Source organism: Streptomyces sp. NBC_00637 (genome assembly GCF_045161545.1).
In the GTDB taxonomy this organism is placed as follows: Bacteria; Actinomycetota; Actinomycetes; order Streptomycetales; family Streptomycetaceae; genus Streptomyces.
This window is the reverse complement of record NZ_CP109046.1, coordinates 5,288,610-5,311,795: the sequence shown is the minus strand read 5'-3', so window position 1 is coordinate 5,311,795 and position 23,186 is coordinate 5,288,610. Positions and strand designations below refer to the sequence as shown.

At 70.8% G+C, this 23,186-nt stretch carries 23 protein-coding genes and 1 tRNA gene; 12 read left to right on the top strand and 12 right to left on the bottom strand.

What is annotated here, in order from left to right; translation table 11 throughout:
- Positions 1-20 precede the first annotated feature (20 nt).
- Positions 21-94, top strand: a tRNA-Lys gene (locus tag OG440_RS23325).
- A 263-nt stretch (positions 95-357) separates the two neighbouring features.
- On the opposite strand, the gene OG440_RS23320 is transcribed toward OG440_RS23325, so the two are convergent.
- The 5 genes from OG440_RS23320 to OG440_RS23300 form a co-directional block, all read right to left on the bottom strand.
- Positions 358-1,017, bottom strand: a complete 660-nt coding sequence (locus OG440_RS23320; RefSeq protein WP_406008727.1) for a class F sortase — start codon at positions 1,015-1,017, stop codon at positions 358-360.
- A 3-nt stretch (positions 1,018-1,020) separates the two neighbouring features.
- Positions 1,021-1,641, bottom strand: a complete 621-nt coding sequence (locus OG440_RS23315; protein WP_406008726.1) for a hypothetical protein — start codon at positions 1,639-1,641, stop codon at positions 1,021-1,023.
- 103 nt (positions 1,642-1,744) lie between these two features.
- On the bottom strand, positions 1,745-2,524 hold the full coding sequence (locus OG440_RS23310) for an HAD-IIA family hydrolase (protein ID WP_355701586.1): 780 nt from the start codon (positions 2,522-2,524) through the stop codon (positions 1,745-1,747).
- A 166-nt stretch (positions 2,525-2,690) separates the two neighbouring features.
- The gene (locus OG440_RS23305; RefSeq protein WP_406011434.1) at positions 2,691-3,629 is read right to left on the bottom strand and encodes a hypothetical protein; all 939 of its coding nucleotides are present in this window, start codon (positions 3,627-3,629) and stop codon (positions 2,691-2,693) included.
- A 78-nt stretch (positions 3,630-3,707) separates the two neighbouring features.
- Complete coding sequence (locus OG440_RS23300) at positions 3,708-4,862, bottom strand: ROK family protein (RefSeq protein ID WP_406008725.1); 1,155 nt, start codon at positions 4,860-4,862, stop codon at positions 3,708-3,710.
- Positions 4,863-4,918: 56 nt separating this feature from the next.
- Between OG440_RS23300 and OG440_RS23295 the strand changes: the two genes are divergently transcribed.
- A complete protein-coding gene (locus OG440_RS23295; RefSeq protein WP_406008724.1) occupies positions 4,919-6,052 on the top strand; it encodes a Gfo/Idh/MocA family oxidoreductase in 1,134 nt (377 codons plus the stop codon).
- Entirely contained in the window at positions 6,052-6,561 is a 510-nt protein-coding gene (locus OG440_RS23290; protein ID WP_406008723.1) for a heme-degrading domain-containing protein, read from the top strand. Before OG440_RS23295 ends, OG440_RS23290 begins: the two co-directional genes overlap by 1 nt.
- Positions 6,562-6,686: 125 nt before the next feature.
- Here the strand turns inward: OG440_RS23290 and OG440_RS23285 are convergent, their stop codons facing one another.
- The 4 genes from OG440_RS23285 to OG440_RS23270 all read right to left on the bottom strand — a co-directional run bounded on the left by OG440_RS23285 (position 6,687) and on the right by OG440_RS23270 (position 9,383).
- On the bottom strand, positions 6,687-7,544 hold the full coding sequence (locus OG440_RS23285) for a fumarylacetoacetate hydrolase family protein (protein WP_406008722.1): 858 nt from the start codon (positions 7,542-7,544) through the stop codon (positions 6,687-6,689).
- 151 nt (positions 7,545-7,695) lie between these two features.
- Entirely contained in the window at positions 7,696-8,397 is a 702-nt protein-coding gene (locus OG440_RS23280) for a YidC/Oxa1 family membrane protein insertase (RefSeq protein ID WP_406008721.1), read from the bottom strand.
- Positions 8,398-8,492: 95 nt separating this feature from the next.
- Positions 8,493-8,810: a DUF6412 domain-containing protein gene (locus tag OG440_RS23275; RefSeq protein ID WP_406008720.1), complete on the bottom strand. Its 318-nt coding sequence runs from the start codon at positions 8,808-8,810 to the stop codon at positions 8,493-8,495.
- Positions 8,811-8,855: 45 nt separating this feature from the next.
- The gene (locus OG440_RS23270) at positions 8,856-9,383 is read right to left on the bottom strand and encodes a winged helix-turn-helix transcriptional regulator (protein WP_406008719.1); all 528 of its coding nucleotides are present in this window, start codon (positions 9,381-9,383) and stop codon (positions 8,856-8,858) included.
- 69 nt (positions 9,384-9,452) lie between these two features.
- On the opposite strand from OG440_RS23270, the gene OG440_RS23265 reads away from it, so the two are divergent.
- The 3 genes from OG440_RS23265 (at position 9,453) to OG440_RS23255 (ending at position 12,255) form a co-directional block, all read left to right on the top strand.
- Complete coding sequence (locus OG440_RS23265) at positions 9,453-10,913, top strand: MFS transporter (protein WP_406008718.1); 1,461 nt, start codon at positions 9,453-9,455, stop codon at positions 10,911-10,913.
- A 210-nt stretch (positions 10,914-11,123) separates the two neighbouring features.
- The gene (locus OG440_RS23260; protein WP_406008717.1) at positions 11,124-11,879 is read left to right on the top strand and encodes a hypothetical protein; all 756 of its coding nucleotides are present in this window, start codon (positions 11,124-11,126) and stop codon (positions 11,877-11,879) included.
- Positions 11,872-12,255, top strand: a complete 384-nt coding sequence (locus OG440_RS23255; protein WP_406008716.1) for a GntR family transcriptional regulator — start codon at positions 11,872-11,874, stop codon at positions 12,253-12,255. Before OG440_RS23260 ends, OG440_RS23255 begins: the two co-directional genes overlap by 8 nt.
- Before the next feature lie 44 nt (positions 12,256-12,299).
- Here OG440_RS23255 and OG440_RS23250 read toward each other — a convergent pair whose 3' ends face one another.
- Complete coding sequence (locus OG440_RS23250; RefSeq protein WP_406011433.1) at positions 12,300-13,091, bottom strand: class E sortase; 792 nt, start codon at positions 13,089-13,091, stop codon at positions 12,300-12,302.
- A 410-nt stretch (positions 13,092-13,501) separates the two neighbouring features.
- Here OG440_RS23250 and OG440_RS23245 point away from each other — a divergent pair, with 410 nt between their 5' ends.
- The 6 genes from OG440_RS23245 to OG440_RS23220 all read left to right on the top strand — a co-directional run bounded on the left by OG440_RS23245 (position 13,502) and on the right by OG440_RS23220 (position 20,792).
- Positions 13,502-14,977: a glycoside hydrolase gene (locus OG440_RS23245; RefSeq protein WP_406008715.1), complete on the top strand. Its 1,476-nt coding sequence runs from the start codon at positions 13,502-13,504 to the stop codon at positions 14,975-14,977.
- 74 nt (positions 14,978-15,051) lie between these two features.
- Positions 15,052-16,071 (top strand): SEC-C domain-containing protein, encoded by a 1,020-nt coding sequence (locus OG440_RS23240; RefSeq protein WP_406008714.1) that lies wholly within the window; start codon positions 15,052-15,054, stop codon positions 16,069-16,071.
- A 92-nt stretch (positions 16,072-16,163) separates the two neighbouring features.
- The gene (locus OG440_RS23235; protein WP_406008713.1) at positions 16,164-16,595 is read left to right on the top strand and encodes a very short patch repair endonuclease; all 432 of its coding nucleotides are present in this window, start codon (positions 16,164-16,166) and stop codon (positions 16,593-16,595) included.
- Positions 16,596-16,744: 149 nt separating this feature from the next.
- Entirely contained in the window at positions 16,745-18,862 is a 2,118-nt protein-coding gene (locus OG440_RS23230) for a helix-turn-helix transcriptional regulator (RefSeq protein WP_406008712.1), read from the top strand.
- The gene (locus OG440_RS23225) at positions 18,859-19,836 is read left to right on the top strand and encodes a hypothetical protein (protein ID WP_406008711.1); all 978 of its coding nucleotides are present in this window, start codon (positions 18,859-18,861) and stop codon (positions 19,834-19,836) included. Before OG440_RS23230 ends, OG440_RS23225 begins: the two co-directional genes overlap by 4 nt.
- Positions 19,836-20,792 (top strand): DUF6339 family protein, encoded by a 957-nt coding sequence (locus tag OG440_RS23220; protein ID WP_406008710.1) that lies wholly within the window; start codon positions 19,836-19,838, stop codon positions 20,790-20,792. The genes OG440_RS23225 and OG440_RS23220 overlap by 1 nt, the downstream gene beginning before the upstream one ends.
- A gap of 21 nt (positions 20,793-20,813) precedes the next feature.
- Here OG440_RS23220 and OG440_RS23215 read toward each other — a convergent pair whose 3' ends face one another.
- Both OG440_RS23215 and OG440_RS23210 read right to left on the bottom strand, forming a co-directional pair.
- On the bottom strand, positions 20,814-22,031 hold the full coding sequence (locus tag OG440_RS23215) for a DNA cytosine methyltransferase (RefSeq protein ID WP_406008709.1): 1,218 nt from the start codon (positions 22,029-22,031) through the stop codon (positions 20,814-20,816).
- Positions 22,032-22,075: 44 nt separating this feature from the next.
- Positions 22,076-23,113, bottom strand: a complete 1,038-nt coding sequence (locus OG440_RS23210) for a DNA cytosine methyltransferase (RefSeq protein ID WP_406008708.1) — start codon at positions 23,111-23,113, stop codon at positions 22,076-22,078.
- Positions 23,114-23,186: the final 73 nt, after the last annotated feature.

Genomic DNA, 23,186 nt, shown 5'->3' with positions numbered 1-23,186 from the left:
TAGAGTTATGACGTCAGCAGGCGCCGCTAGCTCAGTTGGTTAGAGCAGCTGACTCTTAATCAGCGGGTCCGGGGTTCGAGTCCCTGGCGGCGCACAGACACCGAAGGCCCTTCGCGCGAGCGAGGGGCCTTCGTCGTACGGTCGGGCCGGTCCCGGACCGCGTCGCCCGCGTGCGGCGGACTCGGTGAACAGAGTGCCGGAACGCGGTCGTCACCACCGTTCACGGGGTAGGTGAACCTCACAGCCTCCCGCGCCGGTCGCCGGGCTACTCCCGCAGCCCGGGCGCGCGCGGTCGAGGACCGGCCCGGTCGGCGGTTTCGGGGGAGCGGGCCGTCGACCGGGCCAGGTGACGTACGGTCAGGCGCCCGTGCCCGTCAGATACGCCGAGACGATCACGTTCGCCGTGTAGCTGCGGCTCACCCGGTCGAAGGTGCCGCCGCAGGTGATCAGGCGCAGTTCGGCGCGGTCCGGCTGTCGGGGGCCGTAGGCCTGGCGGGCGTCGAAGCGGTCACGCCGGACCACCTCCACCTCGTCGACGGTGAACTCGGCGACCTTCCCGTCGTCGCGGACCACCCGGATCGTCTCGCCGGCCCTGAGCGTGCTGAGCTTGTAGAAGACGGCGGGCCTGGTCTCGGTGTCGACGTGTCCGACCAGCAGGGCCGTGCCCCGGGCGCCCGGTTTCGCGCCGTCCGCGTACCAGCCGACGACGCCCGCCTGGTCGAAGGGCGGTGGGTCGATGCCGCCCTCGGTGTCCAGCCCGCGGGCGACGACCGGGGCCTGCACGCCCAGCTCGGGGATGTCGACGCGTTGCGGCAGCGCCTGGCCCAACGGCTTCGCGGCGGGCGGGAGTCCGGCGTCCGGTGGGCGGCCCACCGCGGCCATGTCACCGGTGGCCGGGGCGGATATGCCGTGCCGTACGTCGGTCACCTCGCGTCCCCACAGCCACAGCCCGAGCAGCAGCACCGCCCAGGCCAGACCGGTGAGGAAGCGGCCGGAAGCGCGTTCGCGGTCGGGCATCGCTCAGTCCGCCCTGCGTCTCCGGTGCACACCGCGGAACACGACGGCGGCCGCGGCGACACCCGCGAGCACCAGCCCGACGACCGCCTGCGCGGCACCCGGGCCATGGCCTTCCAGCTCGGCCTCACCGGCGGCGGCCAGGGGAGCCGGCGGGGCGGCGCCACCGCCGCCGGCCTGGACCGGGGCGACGGGAGAGGCGGGCGCGGACGGCCGGTACGGCTCCGCCGACCCGAGGTCCGACGGCTCCGACGGTTCCGAGGACTCGGCGGACGACGAGGCGACGACCTCGATGTGGCCCTTCACCTTGAAGTCCACGCAGGTGATCCGTACGTCGTAGGTGCCCGCCCCGATCGACGAGCGGACCCGGGTGTCGCCGACGAGCGTGCCGCCGACGTCGGCGAGCCGCGCGTCCGCGACGAAGGCGTCCGAGGCCGCGGTGGCCGTCCTGCCGCCGCAGCCGCTGACCTTCAGGGTGACCTCGGCGCCGGGAGCGGGCCTCGACGGCGTGATCGAGACGCTGCCGCCCTTGTTGCCACTGCCTTCGTCCGAGGCGTACGCCGTCGGGATGAGTACCGCGGCGACGACCGCGGTACCCGCACAGAGTGTGATTTTCAGTGAACCCATCGTGAACCTCCAGCTAGATGGAGACTCCCCCGCCGGGACCCGGCGCGCATCCCCGGGCGGGGATCACTGCTCCGTACGAGTGGCTCACGCCGTGTAACGGGTTTCAGATCCGGTCGACGAGATCCGCGATCGAGTCCACGATCTTCGACGGGCGGTAGGGGAAGTTCTCGACCTGCTCGGGCCGGGTCAGACCGGTGAGCACCAGGAACGTCTGCATACCGGCCTCCATGCCCGCGAGGACGTCGGTGTCCATCCGGTCGCCGATCATCGCGCTGTTCTCGGAGTGGGCGCCGATGGCGTTCAGACCGGTGCGCATCATCAGCGGGTTCGGCTTGCCCGCGAAGTACGGGTTCTTGCCGGTCGCCTTGGTGATCAGCGCGGCGACGGCTCCGGTGGCCGGGAGCGCGCCCTCGGCGGAGGGGCCGGTCTCGTCCGGGTTGGTGCAGATGAAACGGGCGCCGTCGTTGATGAGCCGGACGGCCTTCGTCATCGCCTCGAACGAGTAGGTGCGGGTCTCACCGAGGACCACGTAGTCGGGCTCGTGGTCGGTGAGGATGTACCCGATGTCGTGCAGCGCGGTGGTCAGACCGGCCTCGCCGATGACGTACGCCGTGCCCTCGGGCCGCTGGTCGTCCAGGAACTGGGCGGTGGCCAGCGCGGAGGTCCAGATGTTCTCGATCGGCACGTCCAGGCCCATGCGGCGCAGCCGGGCGTGCAGGTCGCGCGGGGTGTAGATCGAGTTGTTGGTCAGGACCAGGAACGGCTTGCCCGAGTCGCGCAGCTTCTTCAGAAAGGCGTCGGCCCCGGGGATCGGTACGCCCTCGTGGATGAGCACACCGTCCATGTCGGTGAGCCACGACTCGATGGGCTTGCGGTCTGCCATGTGCGGGATCTCCCTGCCGTACACGAACGCGAGTACGCGGTTGCCGCGCCTGTACGCGGTGCTGCGCCTGCACGCGGTTGCTGCGTGCGCCCCAGCCTAAGCACAGGCCCGATCTTGAGGGAATGGCCGGTGGCCGGGCGTCCACCGGCTGGGATGCGGCCGCGGTTCAACGGCGTCGCCGGGCCAGTCGGCGGGCGAGCAGCAGGAGGGTTCCGGCGGCCAGGAGACAGGCGGTGGCGCCGACGAGCACCGCGGGTGAGGTGAGGCCGGTGCGGGCGAGCTCCTCGGCCTCGTCGGCGAGGGAGAGCCGGCCGGTGTCCGTGGCGGAGGCGTCCGGGGCGGGAGAGGGGACGGAGGTGGCGCCGGTGCCGGCGGTGGCGGTGGCCGTGGCGTGGCCGGGGTCGGAGGTGGGGGCGGCCGGGTCGTGGCCGGGGGCGGTGCCGGCGTCGGCGTCGGCGTCGGGGCGCGGATCGGTGCGGGGGGCTCGCTCGGCCTCGACGGCGAAGCGGTAGTCGTTCGACTGTCCGATCCAGTCGCCGTCGTCACCGTGCCTCTGGACGACCGCCGCGTTGGCGGTGACGTCGTTGGGCGCGGTGTCCGAGGTGAGGGCGAGGCGCAGCTTGACGGTGAGGGTCCGGCCCGGCCCCACGGTGAAACCGGCGAAGCCGTCGGCCCGCCCGTCGCCCGGTCCGTCGGTCCGCCCCTCGGCCTCTCCGTCGGTGGTTCCTTCGGTGGGCCCGTCGGTGAAGGCACCGACCAGTTCGTCGGCGTCGGTGGATTCGAAGCGGACGGGGTGCGGTCGGCCGTCGGCGTAGAACTCCAGACGCGCCTGGGACGGCTTCAGGGAGCGTCCGGCGTCGACCAGGACGACGACCGGATGGATTCCGTCGCAGGTGAGGCGGGTGGTGTTGGTGAGGTCGAGATACCAGATGCCGAATCCGCCCCCCGCCCGGTAGGAGGTCGGGCCCCCGCGCAGCCGGGTGGTGAGGGGGAAGTCGGCGCCGTCGGCAACAGCGCAACTCGGGCCGGCTTCCGCGTGGGCGGGCACGGGCAGGAGGGCGGCGGCCACGGCGAGGCAGAGGGAGACAGGCGGGCACAGTCGCATGAACACGTGAGCCTGTACGACGGAACGCGCCCCGTGGGGACGGCACACCGTACGACCGTACGTATCCCCTCGTTCGGGTCAGCCGTCCCCCCGCCCGAAGACCGGTGCCAGCAGCAACTGGGCCGCGCCCTCCGCGACGCCCCGGGCTCCGCCGGGCGCGAGGCGCACCGGAACCGCGCCCTCCCGCGAACCCTCGCGGTGCGCACGGGCCTCGAGCACGGCGGCGACTCCCCGTACGAACGGCTCCGGTGCGGCCGCGATCGTACGGCCTCCCAGCAGCACGGCGTCGATGTCGAGCAGGCCGACCAGGTTCCCGGCCCCCTCGCCGAGCACCCGCGCCGCCTCGGCCAGGTCCCCCCGGTGGATGGCCGTCAGGCACAGCGCCTCCACACAGCCCCGGTTGCCGCAGGTGCAGGGCGGCCCGTCCAGCTGGATGACCTGGTGGCCGAACTCCCCCGCCCCGGTGCGGGCACCGCGGTGCAGGGCCCCGCCGATCACCAGGCCGGCGCCCAGACCCGTACCGAGGTGCAGGCAGGCGAAGGAGCCGCGTTCGCCGCCGACGGCGAGACCGAGCGCGGCGGCGTTGGTGTCCTTGTCGACGACCACCGGCACCCCGAGCCGTGCCGCCACCACGTCCCGCAACGGGAAGCCGTCCCACTCGGGAAAGCCGGTGACCCGGTGCAGCACCCCGCGGGCGTGGTCGAGAGGCCCGGGAAGCGCCACCCCGACGCCGAGCAGCGTCGCCGCCGTACCGCCGCCGAGGACCTGCGCCACCTCGTCCACCAGTGTGTCCGTCACCTCCATCGCCCCGGCGCCCAGGGACAGTTGGCAGCTTCGCTCGCCCATCACGCGCCCGTCGAGGTCGACCAGAACGACCCTCAGCTCGTCCCGGTCGAGATGCACGCCGATCGCGTGGCCGGCCTCGGGGACCAGCCGGAGGACCGTGCGCGGCTTGCCGCCGGTCGACGCGCGCTGTCCTGCCTCGGCCGCGAGCCCCTCCTCCCGCAGCCGAGCGGTGATCTTGCTGACCGCCTGCGGGGTGAGGCCCGTGCGCTCGGCGAGCTCCAGCCGGCTGATGCCGTCCGGGCCCGCGGTGCGCAGCAGGTCGAGCACCAGCCCGGTGTTGTGGTTGCGCAGGGCGAGCAGGTTCACCCCGGCCGTGCCACTCGTCGGGCGGCCCGTCGTGGGGTTCGTCGCGGGGTCCGGGCTGCTTCCGCCGTTCGTCCTGTTCACTCCTCCATTGTCTCGCGCGCTTGCACTTTAGCAACAGCGTTGCCAAAGTGGGCGGCATGACTGGACGCACCACTGGCGAGACCGACTCCGACACCGGGGCCGGCGCCCGCACCGACCCGGCCGCCCCACCGCTCCGCGTGGGCCTGATCGGCTACGGCCTCGCGGGCTCCGTGTTCCACGCCCCGCTGATCGCCGTCACCGAGGGCCTGGCCCTCGACACGGTGGTCACCTCGAACCCCGAGCGGCAGGAGCAGGCCCGCGCCGAGTTCCCGGACGTACGCCTCGCCGCCACCCCCGAAGACCTCCTCGCCCGCGCCGGCGAGCTGGACCTGGTCGTCATCGCGTCCCCGAACAAGACGCACGTCCCGCTCGCGACCGCCGCGCTGAAGGCCGGCCTGCCGGTCGTCGTCGACAAGCCGGTCGCCGGCACCGCGGCCGAGGCGCGCGAGCTGGCCGCGCTCGCCGAGGAGCGCGGTCTGCTGCTCTCCGTCTTCCAGAACCGCCGCTGGGACAACGACTTCCTGACGCTCCGCAAGCTGCTGGACGAGGGCGGACTCGGCGACGTGTGGCGCTTCGAGTCCCGCTTCGAGCGGTGGCGGCCGCTGCCGAAGGGCGGCTGGCGGGAGTCCGGCGACCCCACAGAGATCGGAGGTCTGCTGTACGACCTCGGCAGTCATGTCGTCGATCAGGCGCTCGTGCTGTTCGGTCCGGCGGTCTCCGTGTACGCCGAGGCGGACGTCCGGCGGCCCGGCGCGGAGACCGACGACGACACCTTCATCGCGCTGACGCACGCGAGCGGAGTCCGCTCCCACCTCTACGCCTCCGCGACGACCTCGCAGCTCGGCCCCCGCTTCCGGGTCCTGGGCTCGAAGGCGGGCTATGTGAAGTACGGCCTGGATCCGCAGGAGGCGGCCCTGCGGGAGGGCGAGCGGCCCGACGGCACTCCCGGCTGGGGCACCGAGCCGGAGGAGCTGTGGGGCCGGGTCGGCGCCGGGGAGTCCCCCCTGACCGGCGGCGGACGACCCGAACGAACCCTCCCGGGCGACTACCCGGCCTACTACGCTGCGGTGGCCAGGGCACTGATCGACGGCGGACCCAATCCGGTGACCGCCGCCGAGGCGGCCGCCGCCCTGGACGTCCTGGAGGCGGCCCGCCGTTCGGCACGAGACAAGGTGGCGGTGACGCTGTGATGGGAACCCACCAGATGACCCCGAAGTTCACCCCGGAGATCACCCCGACCCTGGAGGAGCTCCAGGCGCAGGAACGACGGCTGGTCTTCCGCCAGTTCACGAACGACGACGCGTGGGAGCTCGGCTCGCTGCTGGTGGAGCTGGCCCGTGAGCGCCAGGCGCCGGTCGCCGTCGACATCCACCGGGCCGGCCAGCAGCTCTTCCACGCGGCGCTGCCCGGTTCGACGCCCGACAACGACGCCTGGATCGCCCGCAAGCGCCGGGTGGTGGAACGCTTCGGCGCCTCCTCCTACCTGGTGGGCTCCCGCTTCCGCGCCAAGGGCACGACGTTCGAGGACTCCTCCCGCCTCGACCCCGACGAGTACGCGGCGCACGGCGGTTCCTTCCCCGTCCACGTCGAGGGCGTGGGCATCATCGGCGCGGTGACGGTGTCGGGCCTGCCCCAGCTGGAGGACCACCGCTTCGTGGTCGGAGCCCTGGAACAGTTCCTGGAGAAGTACCTGGACTGAAACGCGCCGAAGGGGGCGCGGGACCGTGACATGGTCGGCTTCGCCGCGTGGGCGCGACCGGCCACGGACCGGCCCGCAGCCGACAACCGACAACCCACCCCGGTTCCCCGCCCCCGGCGGAGCGCTTACGCGTCCTTGAACTCCTGGCGCTGGCGTCCGAGCCCCTCGATCTCCAGTTCCACCACGTCCCCGGCCCGCAGGTACGGCTTGGGCTCCGGCTCGCCGAGGGCGACCCCGGCGGGCGTCCCGGTGTTGATGACGTCCCCCGGGTACAGGGTCATGAACTGGCTGACGTACCGGACGACCTCCCCCACCGGGAAGATCTGTTCGGCCGTGGTCCCGTCCTGCTTCAGCTCCCCGTTGACCCAGAGCCTCAGGGAGAGGTCCTGCGGGTCGGCGACCTCGTCGGCCGTCACCAGCCACGGGCCCAGCGGATTGAACGTCTCGCAGTTCTTCCCCTTGTCCCAGGTCCCGCCCCGCTCGATCTGGAACTCCCGCTCGGACACGTCGTGCGCGACGGCGTACCCCGCGACATGCGCGAGCCCCTCCCGCGCCGACTCCAGGTAGCGGGCCGTGCGCCCGATGACGACCGCCAGCTCCACCTCCCAGTCGGTCTTGGTGGACCGGCGCGGCACGAGGACGGTGTCGTAGGGCCCCACGACCGTGTCCGCCGCCTTGAAGAAGACGACGGGTTCGGCGGGCGGCTCGGCCCCGGTCTCCCGGGCGTGGTCGTGGTAGTTCAGCCCGATGCACACGACCTTGCCGATCCGGGCCAGCGGCGGCCCGATCCGCAGCCCGGCCGCGTCCAGCACCGGAAGTTCCCCGGACTCGACGGCGTCCCGGACCCGGCCGAGCGCCTCGTCGTCGGCGAGCAGCGCCCCGTCGATGTCCGGGACGATCCCCGAGAGGTCCCGCAGGGACCCCTCCGGGTCGAGCAGCGCGGGCCGCTCCCTGCCCGCCGTACCGACTCGCAGCAGCTTCATGGTCACTCTCTCCCTCGATCGCGGGGCACCCGCCCGATGGGTGCAGCCATCGGAGGACTGGTCGATCCTCCAAGCTCGCGATGCGGTCCGCAAGCCCCCGTTCACGGACTGGACCGCCCCCTGCGCGGGACGGTCCCGGTGTCCGGGACGGTCACCTGTAGAGAACGGCCCGTTCGAGCGCGCTCCAGGTCGTACTCGTGATCACGTACAGCGCGGCGGCCAGCGGTACGACGGCCACCGTGACCAGCGTGAAGAAGGACAGGAACGGCATGGCCTTGGCGATCGTGCCGACCCCGGGCACCTCCTCGCCCCCGCCGACCTGGGGCAGCGGCACCCGCTTCGCGCGGACGAGGTTGAAGGAGGCGACGGCCGCGACGACGGCGAACAGCCCCAGGTAGACCAGTCCGGCCGCGCCGAACATCCCGCCCCCGGCCAGCGCGTCCGTCCAGCGGTCGCCCAGCGGCGCGGCGAACAGCCGATGTCCAAGCAGGCCGTTGCCCTCGCCGCCGATCGAGGAGCTGGAGAAGAGGTGGTAGAGCAGGAAGAAGGCCGGCATCTGGCAGAGGCTCGGCAGCAGTCCGGACAGCGGTGACACCTTCTCCTCGGCGTGCAGTTCCAGCACCGCCCGCTGCAGCTTCTCGGGGTTCTCGGCATGCTTCCTGCGCAGTTCGGCGATCCTCGGCTGCAATGCCGTACGGGCTTTCTGGCCGCGGGCGGCCGCCCGGGACAAGGGGTGCACGAGGAGCCGTACGAACGCGGTGAACAGGATGATCGCGGCGGCCGCGGCGGTGGCGCCGAACGCGGGATGGAGCAGGTCGGCGAGTCGCTCGACCAGGCTGGCGAAAACGGACATGGGTGGTGAGCCCTCCGGGGGTCTCGTCGTGCCGGGAAAACGGACGGCGGCATGACGACCCGCGTGGGTCACCCACGTGACGGTGGAGAGCGGCCCTACGCGACGGTCGTCGGGAGGGCGCGGCCGGGTGCCCTGGGGCGGCGGCGGCCGGAGGCGTCGGGATCGCGTTGCGGCAGGAAGGCCGTACGGCGCGCCCGGTCCCTGATGGCCGTACGCACCCGGGTGGGCGGGACGGCGGGGGCGCTGCGCGCGGCGACGAGGGTACAGACGGCCAGCGCGGAGCCGGCCGCTGCGGTCGCCGCGAGTGCGACGGCGGCGGAGAGGCTGCCGGCGTCGAGGAGCACGACGTCGAGGAAGAGGAGGAGGAGCACGAGAGCGGGACGCGGCACGAACCGACTACGGATCACGCTCATTCCCCCCCGTTCCCTTCCGCCCGCCTCTACGTGTGGTCGGTTCGGTTATACCTGACCGACCTCGATCGGCTCCAGCAGTCTTCTCGGCTTCAGCAGCGCCCGGCTGACCGGATCCGCCGGGTCGGGGTCGAGCCCCGGCCCCGGCACCATGAGGACGTCCGGGACCGGTACGACAGTTCCGCAGGCGGGACATTCGCCGTAGGGACCGAGTTCGGTGCCGCAATCCGCGTGCCGGAAGATCCGCAGCCTGGCCTCCCCGAAGTGCTCGCGGCCCCAGAGGCCGAGCGAGCGCAGGGTCGGCCACAGGGCGATGGCGCGGTCGGTGACGACGTACTCCTCGCGCGGCGGGGACTCCTGGTAGCGGCGCTTCTCGAGGATGCCCTCGGCGGTCAGCGCCTGGAGGCGGGCGGCCAGCACGGCGCGCGGGATGCCGAGATGGACGAGGAAGTCGTTGTAGCGCCGGACTCCGTAGAGCGCGTCGCGGATGACGAGCAGCGTCCAGCGTTCGCCGACGACCTCCAGTGCCCGAGCGATCGAGCACTCCTGTGTCGCGTAGTCCTTGCCGAGTGCCATGCCGCCCACTGTAGCCATTTACCCTCGGTTGGTTCAATGACCGAACCAAGGGTGCTAGCGTGCGGAGACATGAGCAGGTTCATTGAACGAACTGACACGCGTGCCGAGCCGGTCCCCGCCCTCGACGCGAAGCCGCCGGCACCGGTCCGGCCCCGCGCCACCCTCGCCGTGACCAGCGCGGCCACCGCCCTCGCCCTGATGACGTACACCGCGCCGGCGGTCACGCTCGTGGACACCGCCGCCGCCCTGCACACCGCGCCGTCCGCCCAGGCCTGGCTGCTCAACGGCACCCCGCTCGGACTGGCCGCGCTGCTCCTGGTCGCCGGCAGCCTGGCCGACGACCACGGCCGCCGCCGGCTCTTCGTGTCGGGCACCCTGGCCCTCGCCCTCACCACCCTGCTCGGCGCACTGGCGACGACGACCTGGCAGTTCACCCTGGCCCGGGTCGCGCAGGGCGCGTCCAGCGCGGCGCTCCTGGCGAGCAGCCTGGGCCTGCTGGTGCACGCCTTCCCCACCCCGCGCGGCCGACTGCACGCCACCGGGGTGTGGGGCGCGTTCGTCAGCGCGGGCATCGCCGTGAGCCCGGTGCTCAGCGGCGCGCTGCCCGGCTGGCGCCTGGTCTACGTCCTGCTCGGCGTCGCCACCCTGCTGGTCGCCGCCGTCGCGCCCCGCGTACTGACGGAGTCCCGCTCACCGCGCGGCGGCCGTCCGGACCTGCCCGGCGCCGCGGCCTTCGGCGCGGCGACCGTCGCCCTGATCGCGGCCCTGACCCTGGGCAGGGACGGCTGGCTGCGGGCGCCGGTGGGGCTGCTGCTCCTGGCGTCGGTGGCCCTGCTGGGGCTCTTCGTGGTCGTCGAGCGCCGGGTGGCCACCCCGATGATCGACCTCTCCCTGCTCCGCAACCCGGCCTTCCTGGCCTCCTCCACCGGCGGACTGGTGACCGGCCTCGCGGTGATCGGCCTGTTCAGCTTCCTGCCGACGGTGCTCCAGACGTCGCTCGGCATGTCCCCGATGGCCACCGCCTGGCTGTTCCTCCTCTGGTCCGGCCTGTCCTTCGTGGTCGCCCTCCAGGCCCGCCGCCTGGCCGGCCGCGTCCCGACCCGGGTCCAGCTCGCCCTCGGCTTCGCCCTGCACGCGGCGGGTGTCCTGACCCTGCTCGGCGCGGTGCACGCGGACTCCTGGCACCGGATGCTGCCGGGGCTCGCCCTCGCCGGCGTGGGCAGCGGCCTGCTGAACGCGGCGCTTCCTCTGCTGGCGGTCGAGTCGGTTCCGGCGGCGCGAGCGGCGATGGGGTCGGGTGCGCAGCAGACACTGCGCTACGTCGGCTCGTGCGCCGGAGTGGCCCTGACGATCGCCATCGCCACCGGAACGGGCGGCGGTCTCGCCCACGGGACGGACGTGGCGATGGCGGTGTCGGCGGGACTGGCCGTCCTCGGCGCCGTGGGCGTACTCGGCGCCCTGGGCCTGGCCCGAGGAGCGTCCGCCGCGAGGGGCCTGGCGGCCACGGCGGATTCCCGGGGCCGGAACTGACCCGACGGGACCGACGGGACCGACGGGAGTGAGGGGACCGACGGGAGTGAGGGGAGTGAGGGAACCGACGGCACCACCGGGGCCACGGGACCGGTGGATGCGTCGGACGATCGCTCCGGCAGGGCACTTGTATCAACCGATTGACACAAGATCCGGCTCCCGGCATCTTGTACTCACCACTTGATACAAGTACGCACCGGGGGACCCGACATGCTGGACACCGTTCCACCTGAGCGACTGCTCGCCCGCGCCGAACTCTGCGCCCGCTGGGCCGGCCTGACCCTGGGCGTCGTCGTCGCCCAGCAACTGGCGGTGCGGGACAGCGACGACGGGGCGATGACCTTCCTCAGCGCGGTCACCGCGTTCGGACTGTGCGCGGTCGGTGGCGTGCTGCTCGGCGACTCCCTCACCCCCGCTCCCCTCGAAGCGGTCCGCACCGCCAGCCTCGCCCCGCGCCGGGTCCGCGACCACGTACCGCCCCGGATGGCCCCGCTGCTGCTGTTCCAGACCGCGTGCCTCGTCGCCCTCCTGGCGATCGGGGCCGCCGCGGCCTCTCCCGACAGCGTCGGCCGGGCAGGCCGGGCCGTCACCGTGACCTGCAAAGGCGTGACCAGACCCCTCGGCCCCTGGCCCGGCATCTTCTACGCCACCCCGATCCTCGCCTCCATCGCCTTCGGCACCGCCGCCTGCGTGTGGGCCCTGCGCCGTATCGCCCACCGCCCGGGCGAGAACCAGCGACGCCACGACCGCTCGTGGGCGATCACCGCGGCCTGGGGCCTGCTGGTCTCCAGCCAGCTGCTGCTCGTCCTCGGCATGATCGGCAGGGTGCTGTCCCGCACGACCTGCGCCGGCATGCTGGGCAACATCACCGCCCTGGTGATCTACCCCTTGGGCCTGCTGAGCCTGTTCACGCTGGGATGGTGCCTGTTCACCATCGTGATCCCCCGGGCCGTCGGCGATGAGTGAACCCGCGGTCCGCGTCGACACCTCGAGCCAGGTCCCGCCGTTCGAGCAGATCCGCGCCCAGCTCGCCGCCCTGATCGTCACCGGGCGGCTGACGGAGGGCGAACGCCTGCCGACCGTGCGCCAGTTGGCGTCCGACCTGGGACTGGCCCCGGGGACCGTGGCCCGCGCCTACCGTGAGCTGGAGGCCGCCGAGCTGATCCGCACCCGGCGCGGGGCGGGCACCCGGGTGGCGGCGCCCCCGTCGGAACCGGCCCGTCCCGATCCGGACCAACTCGCGACCCTGGCACGGGACTTCACCGCCTCCGCCCGCGCCCTCGGCGCGGACACCGAAACCGTCCTGACCGCCGTCCGGGAGGCCCTGGAGGAGGGCTCGTAGACAGAACCGACAGGATCAGGCGCCGTGCGCGACGGGTCGGCGCGCTACCCCCGGGGCAGGGTGGCGACGAGCCTGCCCCAGACGACCAGGCGGTACCGGGAGGTGTACTCGGGCGTGCAGGTGGTGAGGGTGAGGTAGCGGCCGGGGGCGTCATAGCCGTAGGCGGGCTCGGTGAGGGAACGGGGCACGGGCCGGATGACGCCCGAGTCGCGGGGTGAGGTCTGCGGCAGGGTCTTGTCGACCAGGTAGGTGTAGGTCGCGTCGCGGGTCTCCACCTCCACCTTGTCGCCCTTCCTGAGGCGGTTGAGATACCGGAAGGGCTCGCCATGGGTGTTGCGATGCCCGGCGACCGCGAAGTTGCCTTCCTGGCCCGGCTGTTGGGATCCGGAGTAGTGGCCGACATACCCCTTGTTGAGCACGTTCTGCTTGCTGGTGCCCTCGGCGACGGGGACGCGGAGACCGAGCCGGGGGATGCGGAGCACGGCGTACGCCTGGGAGGAACTCGGGTTCGAGGACGACGACTTCGTCCCGCCCTCGGATCCGGTGCCGGTGCCACCACCGGCACCGGAGGCAGCACCCTCGGTCCCGGCGGCCGGGCCGGCCCCCGGTTCGCCGGCATCCGTCCCGGTGAGGCCGCCGTCACCTGCGCCGGTCCCCCACTCCCGCTGCAACGCCTCCACTCTCCGCTCGGCGCCGTCCTTCGCCTCCCGGTTGGTCCACCACAGCTGATGCGCGACGAGGAGCAGCAGCAACACCCCGACGGTGACGAGGACTTCGGCTCCGCTCCAGAGCACTCGCCGGTACCGGGCGCGTCGCCGCCGGGTGCTGTGCTGCACGAGGGGGATCCGCTGCCCGAGGACACTCCGCTGCACGAGGGGAATCCGCACGCGGGCACGATAGGCGGAGAGGGTCGAGGTCTCCAGACGTTCGCCCCCTCGAACCCTTCCCCGCCCTTTCTCCATTGGTTTGAGAAAGGGCTGTCGGAACTTCTGTCAGAACTCTCGACAACACCACGGAGCACACCCGATGCTTCGTGACGCACCGAGCACGAAGGCATGAACGCACGAAGGCGTGGACGTACGAAACCACGAACGTACGGAAGCACGGACGCATTGACGCACTGACGCACTGACGCACTGACGCACGCACCGGTGCACTGCCGCACACACCCACCCGTGCACCGACGTATCCGACGACGCCGATCGGGACGACCGGCGGTCGATCGCTGTCACGAAGCGGAGAAGCCATGATCCGACGCAGAACACTGCTGGCGGCCACGGGCGGCGCGCTCTTCGGGAGCGCGCTCGCGACGGGCACCGCCCACGCCGACGCCACGATTTCCGTCAACCCGTCGACGACGTACGGAACCTGGGAGGGCTGGGGCACTTCCCTCGCCTGGTGGGCGAACGTGTTCGGCGCGCGGGACGACTTCGCCGACATCTTCTTCACGACCAAGTCGGTGTCCTACAACGGCAAGACCCTCCCCGGTCTCGGCCTCAACATCGCCCGCTACAACCTCGGCGCGTGCAGCTGGAACACGGTCGGCGGCGCGAGCATGGTGGCCTCCGCCAACATCCCGGCGTTCAAGCAGATCGAGGGCTACTGGCAGGACTGGAACAACGAGGACCCCACCTCCTCGGCGTGGGACTGGACGGCGGACGCGGCCCAGCGGGCGATGCTGCAGAAGGCGACCTCGCGCGGGGCCACGACGGAACTGTTCGCCAACTCCCCCATGTGGTGGATGTGCTCGAACCACAACCCGTCCGGGGCCTCGGGCGGCGGCAACAACCTCCAGACCTGGAACTACCGTCAGCACGCCTCCCACCTGGCGGCGGTCGCGCTGTACGCGAAGTCGAACTGGGGCGTGAACTTCGCGACCGTCGACCCCTTCAACGAGCCCTCTTCGTCCTGGTGGACGGCGACCGGCACGCAGGAGGGCTGTCACATGGACGCGACCGTCCAGTCGGCCGTCCTGCCCTACATGCGCAGCGAGTTGGACAAGCGCGGCCTGACGGCGACGAAGATCTCGGCGTCGGACGAGACGAGCTACGACCTCGCCCGCACCACGTGGAACTCCTTCTCCTCGACGACGAAGGGGTACGTGAACCGGGTCAACGTCCACGGGTACCAGGGCTCGGGCGGCCGCCGCGACCTGCTCTACACCGACGTGGTGACCACGGCCGGCAAGGCGTTGTGGAACTCGGAAACGGGCGACAACGACGGCACCGGCCTGACGATGGCGAGCAACCTGCTCTACGACTTCCGCTGGCTGCACCCGACGGCCTGGGTCTACTGGCAGGTCATGGACCCGTCGACGAACTGGGCGATGATCGCGTACGACGCGAGCACGCTGGCGGCGGGCGCGGTCACCACGAAGTACTACGTGATGGCACAGTTCAGCCGGCACATCCGCCCCGGCATGACGATCCTCGACACGGGCGTGAGCTACGCGGCGGCGGCGATCGACAAGGCGTCGAAGCGCCTGGTGATCGTGGCCGCGAACACCTCCACCTCGGCCCAGACCCTTACCTTCGACCTCTCCCGCTTCACGACGGTGACGGGTGGCTCGTCCGGCCTGGTCCCCCGCTGGAACACCGTGACGAACGGGTCGGGCGACCTCTACACCGCCCGCTCGGACACCTACCTCAGCGGCAAGACGCTCAGCGTGCCGTTCGCGGCGGGCGCGGTGCAGACGCTTCAGGTGGACGGGGTGACGATCTAGGAGGCGCGCCAGGGGGCGGCCCCTGGCCTGCACCTATCTCCTTTTTGTCAGCGGCGGGCAGTACGGTGTCGTGCATGCGCCCCGACACGCCCGCCGAGAACGTCGACCACACCGCCGAAGCGGCACGCCTGGAGCGGACCGCCGGCCTGTATCCCGAGGACGCGGAAGCCCTGCTGTTGCAGGCCGCGGCCCACCTGGAACTGTCCGGCGACCGCCCCGCCGCGACGACCCTCTACGACCGCCTGCTGTCGGCGCCGGGTGGGCTGGACAACCCCCACCTGGTCCGCGCCCTGAAAGCCTCCAACCTGTGGGAGTACGGCCACGAGGCCGAGGCCCGAGCCATCATCGACGGCATCCGGGCCGCGGCCCCCCGCGACCCGGCCCCCTGGGTGATCGTCGCGGAGTCGCTGGAAGCGCACGACGAGCTCGAAGCGGCGCAGAAGACGTTCACGGAAGGGGTGACCCTCCTCCTGGCGGACGTACCGGAGCCCCCGCCGCACGCCGCCCACCCCCTGCTCTTCGGCCGCCACCGGGTACGCCGCATGCTGGGCGCGGGCCACGACGACTGGGACGTCCTCGCCGACACCCTCCACTCGTCCCCCGTCTCCCTGGACGAACTCCACGACCCGAAGCGCGTCTGGTCCCTGGGCTCGGACAACCCGGCGGAACTGGCGGCGGAGATCTCCCGCCTCCGCGCCGAACTGGGCACCTACCGCGAGGAGCTGTCCCGCCCGTTCCCGGTGGCCGTCCTCCACTGGCCGGCGGGCGAACTGGCGGAACTGGTCGCCGCGTACCCGTCCCTGTCCGCGGAGTACCCCTCCCACGAGGAGCACCTGACAGGCATAGAGGCGTCCCTGAAGGAACTGGCCGCCTCGGGCACGGCCAACCTCGGCATCGTCACCGGCACGGTCCCGTCCTACGAGGCCTTCGCAGCCTCGGAGGGCACGTCCCCGGCAGACACGGACCTGCTCCCCCAGTACGCGACAACACTGGCGGCCCGAGGCCGCGCGACGGTCTGGCCTCCGGAGCGGGGGGCGGGGTGCTGGTGCGGGTCGGGGCGGCTGTACTCGGCGTGCCACGGGGCGAGTGTCTGAGGGACCGGCGGCACGCCCGTCCGATGGGAACCAGGTGTGAGGTTGCCGGGTTCGGCAACCGAGCCCACGAAGAACGAGAGGCTCGACGGAAGGTGCAGACCACCCCCGAGACCCGTGCGCGGATGAGTCGGCAGAAGAGTCGCAACACGGATGTCGAGATGGCATTGCGACGAGCTCTGCACGCGGCGGGTTTGCGGTACCGGGTACACCGCAGGCCGCTGAGTAAGGTGCGGCGCGAAGCCGACATCCTTTTCGGCCCGGTGAAGGTCGCCGTATTCGTGGACGGGTGCTTCTGGCATGGGTGCCCGGAGCACGCGACCTGGCCGAAGAGCAACGCCGAGTTCTGGCGTACGAAGATCGAGGGCAATCGACTGCGGGACCGCAACACCGACGATCTACTGGCCGCGGCTGGTTGGTTGGCGGTGCGAGTGTGGGAGCACGAGGATCCGATCAAGGCAGCCATCCGCGTACAACGGCTCGTGATGGCACGGCGTGCGGAGATCGCGAAGGCCGTCGGCCTGTGAGGAAGACCAGGCATCCCTACCACGCCGATCGCGGGTGTCAGATCCTTTTTGACACCCCCTTGTCGGTCAAAGGTGCCTGCTAGCCTGAGCGATCAACACCACCACACACCTCCCAGGGCCCAATCCTGCGACAGGAGGCACGACTCGCGATGCCCGAATCCTCGGATTCCACGGCCCATGGTGAGGCCTTCGGCCCTTGGCTGGGACGTCAATTGCGACGAGCCGAAATGTCTCAGGCCGAATTGGCCGCCAAACTGGGCAAAACCCGCGCCGCCGTTTCTGCGTGGATCACCGGTCGCGCCGAGCCTCGTGAGGAAACGAAGGCGCGCATCGCCGAGATACTGGGCACCGACCTCGCATCCGTCGTCACACGTACCGTCGACGTGCCGACCGGTCGTCCCGTGCGCTGGCACCATCGCCCCGCACACGCCGACGGCGGTCGCGAGTACGGCAACGCCGCCGCGTTCGCCTTCGATGCCGACTTGTCGGTTCTCGCGCGTGAGGCGACCCAGAACTCCCTGGACGAGCGCTGCGACCATCGTTCTCCGGTACGGGTCCGCTACACGTTGCAGGAACTGGATGGCGAGCACCTCGACTCCTTTCTCGAGGCCCTGCGTTGGGACGAACTCCTGCCCCACTACAAAGAGGCCTCCCAGGGCAACCAGAAGGTGTCCCGCAGTCTCCGGGCCGCCTTGGACGACCTCTCCCAGGAACGCCGTCTGCGCCTGCTGCGTGTCGACGACTACAACGCCGCAGGGCTGACCGGCCCCGAATACAGGGATGGCCGTTTCGCCGCAGTGGTCCGCCGCCAGCTCGACAGCCACAAGGTCACCGACGGTCGGGCCGGCGGCTCGTACGGTCTGGGAAAGGCGACCCTGTGGGCGACAAGCCGCCTCGGCCTCGTACTGATCAACTCGACACTTTCCGAGCCCCACGAGGGGCGTACCACCGGGCGCATGATCGGGCGCCTGGACCTTCCCTGGCACGAGGTGGACGGGGAGGCATACGCGGGGCCGGCCTGGCTCGGCGAGCCCGACACCGAGCCGGAGCACGAAGGCGTCTCCCGCTCCTGGTGGGCAGACGACAATGCCCTGGAAAGCCTGTACCTGGGCCGTGCCGGTGACGAACCCGGCACGTCGTTCCTCATTGTCGGCGCACACGACGCCTCGGGAGCGGCGGAGTCCCTGGAAGAGATGCACGACAAGCTCGTGCGGTCGCTCGCGGACGACTTCTGGGCGGCGATGATCGGTGGGCGAACAGCCGGACCGCTCCTCGAAGCGCGTGTCACCACCCTGCGCAACGGCGACGTCTACATCCCGGAGCAGCAAGTGGACCCGCACGCCCACCACCCTTCTCTCAGCCGGGCTCTGCAGGTCTACCTGGACGGGGACACCGTCGCCGAGTTGACCGCCGCGGGCCAAGTGGTCCAAGTCGACGTCCCTCTGGTGGTCACCCCTCTGAAGGATCAAGGCCGCCCTCGCGACAAGGGACGCGAACACCGAGCCGTACTGCTGGTCACCCCCGCCGACGACAACGACGTGCAGATCAACCACGTCATCTGCATGCGCGGCAACCGCATGACCATCACCCGGCAACGACCGCGCGACCTGCCCCTGGGCACTCCACCGTTCCAAGCCGTCCTGCTCGCCGGCTACGCGACCGGACGGGACGGTGAGGACGTGGCACTCGCCGAGGCGTTCCTGCGTGCCTCCGAACCGCCCGAACACGATCGGTGGGATCGCACGGAGGAACTGACCACGGCCTACCAACGCGGCGCGCTGACGAGGCTGAAGGAGTTCCGCGGCGAGATCGACAGAACCCTCCGCTCGCTTCTGGGCAAGCGCGATGTCACACGCAACGGTGGCCCGGCGGTCCTTCGAGAGCTGTTGAGACTCGACTCAGGAACCGGTGTCGGCGGCGGGCGTCGTGCCCAGTCGTTTCCCACCGTCCGGAAGGTCGAGGCGCGGATCGACGATCGAGGTGCCTGGCACGTCACCGTCCACCTGCGACTCCCCGACGCGGACGATCCATGGGTACTGAGCCCCGTGGCCAAGTTCGATGTGCGCTCGGGTGGCCGTCCCTCCGTGGCCTGGGATCTACTCGTCGGATCGGAGACCTGTCGTGCCGACAACGGCAGGATCATCGTCGAGGCGGGTGTCCGCACCGCTGTGTTCAGCGGTGTGACCGACCCTGCGACCCATCCGGTCCGGGGCGGTTATGCCCGGCTGACGGTGGATGTGCCCAAGGCACGAGGAGGTGCGGCGTGAAACCGGTGTTCCCCTACCCGACGCTTCTCGGTGACGTGGTGTGCGACGTCGTCTCCGTCCGTATCGACGGCAGGCCGCTCCCGTACACCAATGTGTCGCCCACCGAGCGTGTGGTCGCGCTGCACCGGTCCGGACGCACCGAGTGGGAGGAAGCCGTACTGGAACTCCGCGCCACCCTCCCGGAGGATGAGCTGAGGAGCGGTCCGTGGCAGGACGTGACGTGCCTCGCCGTCCTGACCGAGAAGGCGACCAACGCCCGCACGACAGCCCCTCTGCGCCTCACACCGGACGGCTCCCGAACCGGCTCGATCGCTTTGACCCGCGTGTCCCACCTACGGCGCGCGACCCTTGCGCTGTGGGTCGTCGCGACCGTGGACGGTACCCGGGGCCGACTCGTGGGCTCCGACGAGCAGGACTGGTACATCGATCTCGAGGAGGCCACGCCGGTCCGCCAACGCGAGATCGAGATCGTGGAGGTCGACTTCCGGGACGGTCCCCACAAGTGGCTTCATCAGTACAAGGAGTCGTCGTGGATCGTGGAGACCTCGGGTGGCATGCCGACCGTCTACCTCAACACCACTGCCGTCGATGGCCTCATGGAGGTACTGAGCGGACGTGGCGGCAGCCCCACCGAGAAGGTGGTGCGGGAGATGACGGCCTCTCAGGTCGCACAAGACGCCTGGACGGCCATGTTCCACACCGCCGCCGGGGACCTCGACACCGACGAGGACGGCACACCGGTGATGCCCTCCGGTTGGCGCGAAACCGTCCTGCGCTCGATGTTGCCCGACGTGCTGCCCGGACGACAGCTCACCGATGCGTTGTACGAGATCAACGAGCGGCGGGCGAAAGGCTTCGGCTGGTCGGAATTGCAGACCGGCATCCAGTACGCGGCGGGTCGCCGCGCACAGATCACCAAGAAACTGACCCACGCGGTACGTGCCGCCGACCGTGTCGAGAGGAGCGTCGACTGATGCCCCGCCACGCGCCGTTCGACCATCCTCCCGTACTCGGCCTGCTTCCCGATGCGGCTGTTGCCAAGCATCTGAGCCGCGGCATGCAGTCCGGTCAGGAGAACCCGCCCCAAGTCGCACTTCGCAAGGCGAGCGTTCCCCTCCCCGAGCACGAGGCACGCCGGCGCACCGCTCCCATCCGGGAGCTCCTCGGCCAGGCGATGACACGGTTCGACGATGAACGCACGGCTGCCGACGGCTGGCTCGCCCCGCGCCTGCACGCCACGTTGCGCATGACGCGTTCCGAGGCAGGGGACAGCGGCCTCTGGAACCACCTGGCCATGCTCGTCGCACCCGACTACGTGGTGTGGCGCCACAAGGGCGCCGAGATCGCACAGAGTTCCCGCTTCTCCGGCCCTCACTACACCCAGTGCTTTTCGCGTTTGTGGTGGGCCGCCGAGCTGTTCCGCGACGGGCTCGACTACCGCCCGGTCGAGGTCGCCTGCAGAGTGCAGGACGTCCTCAACACCACGCTCCGTCTGGACGTCATCGACCATCGCCCTACCGCGCAGGCACTGCTGCGTGTCCTGGAGAAGTTGATCTCGAGTGGCAGACCGCGCCTCGGTGACCACGTGAACGCGCTGTCCTCCGCGGTCAACGCTGCCGGCAGCACCCTCGTCTACGACGTGCTCGCCCCCGATTCCCCGCCCCTGGTGGAAGAACTCCAGGATTGGATCGCCCAGGCCGAAGAGGCCCCGCCCGTCGGCTGGGAGAGCCTGCCGGAGGGCCCGGACGACGGCCGTGTCCCCGTCGCCGCCATCGAGGCCTTGGTCCCGCTCTTCGACAAGCTCCTGGCCGAGGCCCCTCTGCGGCACCGCAGCCATCCGCCCGAGGAAGAGGCCGAGCCTTCGCCCGATGCGCAGGTGCCACGGCAGGGAGTCACCCTGGAGAAAGACCTGCCCGCTTGGATGAGGTGACCGAGCCGGGAGCGACGGGTCTCAGGCGGGAGTTTCGGCGCCCGCGGTCGCCGGGTCATCCTCCTCGGCCTGCTTGGGCCGCCAACACAGCAGCCTCTCCCACACGTCGTCGCCCGGAGGATCAAGGGCGAGTGCCGCGCTCAGGACGTGCACGCCGAATCGCGGCGGTACGGCATTGCCGATCTGCTGGGCCTGGTCGTTGCCCCGCCACGGATAGCGGTACGGGAAGCTCTGGAAGACTCCGGCCTCCTCGTTGCTCAGGCGTTCCATCTCCGTCTCGCGCGAGTCGGCGCTGACGATCCGGTTGCGCTTCCATTTGCCGGTGATGGTCGCGGATGGCTGGTCGGAGACGCGTCGACCTCGCGCCTTCGGGTCACCGCCGCTTCCATAGTTGGAGACCACGCAGAACGGAACGGCGCGCCGATCGGCCTCGTCCACGTGCTTGTACACGTCGTCGAGGGCATTCTCCATCGAGACCCACGCCCCGCGACCGCCGGCGAAGAGACCTTCCACAGGCGCCGCGCCCTTGCGGTATTGCTGGTGCGTTGCCGACAGGAAGTGCTTGGGAAACTCGTCGTACCGCGCCACCAGCACGGCGCGGCGACGCGTTTGAGGGACGCCGTACTGCTCCGTGTGGAAGACCTTCGCGTAGGTCTTGTAGCCGACCGCGCGCAGCACCTTCTCGTACTCGTGCCACACCTCGATGACCGCGGGGACCTGTTCGAGGACGATCACCTCGAAAGGCTCGGGGGTCTCCCTGCCGTGGCGAGGTCGGAGCATCGCTTCGAAGACCCACCGCAGAGGCTGAAGGACCAGCCCCGTGCGTACGTCGTCGAGCTTGTCCAGCGCCTGCTGAATGTCCTCCCAGGTCTCACCCCTTTTGCCCGCCTTCTCCCGTTCGTACCAGGCGTGCATGCGATGGATGAAGCCCGTGACCAAGTCGAGCGCCTTGCGCCCGCTGCCGCTGCCCGCGATGGAGAACGTCTGACACGGCGGCCCCCCGGCCAGCACATTGCAGTCCTCGAATCCCGGATTACCCGGCCCGAAGAGGCGTACGTCACCGGGTTCTGTCGGCAGGCCTGCGGCCAGCCTGGTGGCCACGGCGTCGTCATCCCACTCGATACCGATCGACGGAATATTCAGGATTTCGGCCGCCAGATCCAGTCCACCAGGACCGGCAAATAGGTCAACAAGGTGGAAATGACCACGTTGTGGCTGGTCGGACGGCGCATTGCTCATGGTGCGGAAGTCTATCGGCCGCCCCGGGGCGATGCGCCGCGCGATCATTTCCCCGTCACTCGGATCGGGTCCTCGTTCGCCTTCCGCAGGACAGATCCGATCGCCTCCCCCAACGCCCGCGCGAGGGGAGGCGGCGTGGCATTGCCCACCTGCCGGTAGCGTGCCGTTTTGCGTCCCGCGATCCGCCAGTCCACGGGAAAGCCTTGCAACAGTGCCACCTGTTCGACGGTGAGCGGAACGAGCCCCGCGCGCCCGAGATTCGGGTCCCACACGAAATCGGCGTCCGGGACCTGGTCGGCCACCGTCACACCGTCGACGCCGACACGAGCCCACTTCTGCTTGGCCCCCGTGGGCCCGAGATCCGCTCCACCCCGATCCCAGGAGCCTCCGACGATCGTCGGAGCGATCACGTCGGCCTGTGCAGCCCACTTGGCGGCATCGCGCCACCCACGACCCCTCATCGACGGCAGCAAGGTCTCCGCCACGCTACGGCGTGCACCGGCCTGCGACCGCGGCCACTCGAACCGGTCCATCAGGTCACCCTTGAACGCGACGAGCAGCCCGACCTCTCGGCTCTGGGGCACGCCGTAGTCCTTGGCGTTCAGGATGTGCCACCGAAACCGATAGCCGAGATGGCGGAGTTCCTCGCCGACGACCTTGCGGATCGGTTCGTAGTCGCTTTTCCTGACCAGGTCGGGCACGTTCTCGAGAAGGACCGCCTGCGGTTGAACACCGTAGACGAGATCGACAGCGGCTTTCAGGACGGATAGTTCGGCATCGTCTCCGCGAGTGCGCGCGACCGTGGCAGGCGACTTCACGCGAGGCAGACCGCCGGAAAGCAGGTGGACGTCGTACACCTGTTGATGGTCGACGGGATCGAAGTCGAGGACGTCGAGCTCACGCACATCCCATCGCGGGCGGTTGGTGCGCACCGTCTCACAGGCGATCGACCGGTTGTCGAGGAGCAGCACGGGATCGAAGCCGGCCTGCTCGAGACCGAGGGCAAGACCGCCTGCACCCGCGCAGATCTCCAGCGAGGTGAACCGATGCGGCGCCCCGACGGCCCCCTGATCCTGCTCCACGGTGGATCCCCCGCTCCCCCGGATCATTTGCCGAGAGTCTCCCGTCGTCCCGGCGCGCAGCTCGCCGAGACGG

Coding starts and splice junctions, on each gene's coding strand:
- OG440_RS23290 (WP_406008723.1), top strand. CDS start 6,052: ATGGGAACCCACCAGATGACCCCGAAGTTCACCCCGGAGATCACCCCG.
- OG440_RS23260 (WP_406008717.1), top strand. CDS start 11,124: ATGCTGGACACCGTTCCACCTGAGCGACTGCTCGCCCGCGCCGAACTC.
- OG440_RS23320 (WP_406008727.1), bottom strand. CDS start 1,017: ATGCCCGACCGCGAACGCGCTTCCGGCCGCTTCCTCACCGGTCTGGCC.
- OG440_RS23220 (WP_406008710.1), top strand. CDS start 19,836: ATGCCCCGCCACGCGCCGTTCGACCATCCTCCCGTACTCGGCCTGCTT.
- OG440_RS23295 (WP_406008724.1), top strand. CDS start 4,919: ATGACTGGACGCACCACTGGCGAGACCGACTCCGACACCGGGGCCGGC.
- OG440_RS23255 (WP_406008716.1), top strand. CDS start 11,872: ATGAGTGAACCCGCGGTCCGCGTCGACACCTCGAGCCAGGTCCCGCCG.
- OG440_RS23265 (WP_406008718.1), top strand. CDS start 9,453: ATGAGCAGGTTCATTGAACGAACTGACACGCGTGCCGAGCCGGTCCCC.
- OG440_RS23280 (WP_406008721.1), bottom strand. CDS start 8,397: ATGTCCGTTTTCGCCAGCCTGGTCGAGCGACTCGCCGACCTGCTCCAT.
- OG440_RS23310 (WP_355701586.1), bottom strand. CDS start 2,524: ATGGCAGACCGCAAGCCCATCGAGTCGTGGCTCACCGACATGGACGGT.
- OG440_RS23315 (WP_406008726.1), bottom strand. CDS start 1,641: ATGGGTTCACTGAAAATCACACTCTGTGCGGGTACCGCGGTCGTCGCC.
- OG440_RS23270 (WP_406008719.1), bottom strand. CDS start 9,383: ATGGCACTCGGCAAGGACTACGCGACACAGGAGTGCTCGATCGCTCGG.
- OG440_RS23285 (WP_406008722.1), bottom strand. CDS start 7,544: ATGAAGCTGCTGCGAGTCGGTACGGCGGGCAGGGAGCGGCCCGCGCTG.
- OG440_RS23305 (WP_406011434.1), bottom strand. CDS start 3,629: ATGCGACTGTGCCCGCCTGTCTCCCTCTGCCTCGCCGTGGCCGCCGCC.
- OG440_RS23245 (WP_406008715.1), top strand. CDS start 13,502: ATGATCCGACGCAGAACACTGCTGGCGGCCACGGGCGGCGCGCTCTTC.
- OG440_RS23215 (WP_406008709.1), bottom strand. CDS start 22,031: ATGAGCAATGCGCCGTCCGACCAGCCACAACGTGGTCATTTCCACCTT.
- OG440_RS23275 (WP_406008720.1), bottom strand. CDS start 8,810: ATGAGCGTGATCCGTAGTCGGTTCGTGCCGCGTCCCGCTCTCGTGCTC.
- OG440_RS23240 (WP_406008714.1), top strand. CDS start 15,052: ATGCGCCCCGACACGCCCGCCGAGAACGTCGACCACACCGCCGAAGCG.
- OG440_RS23230 (WP_406008712.1), top strand. CDS start 16,745: ATGCCCGAATCCTCGGATTCCACGGCCCATGGTGAGGCCTTCGGCCCT.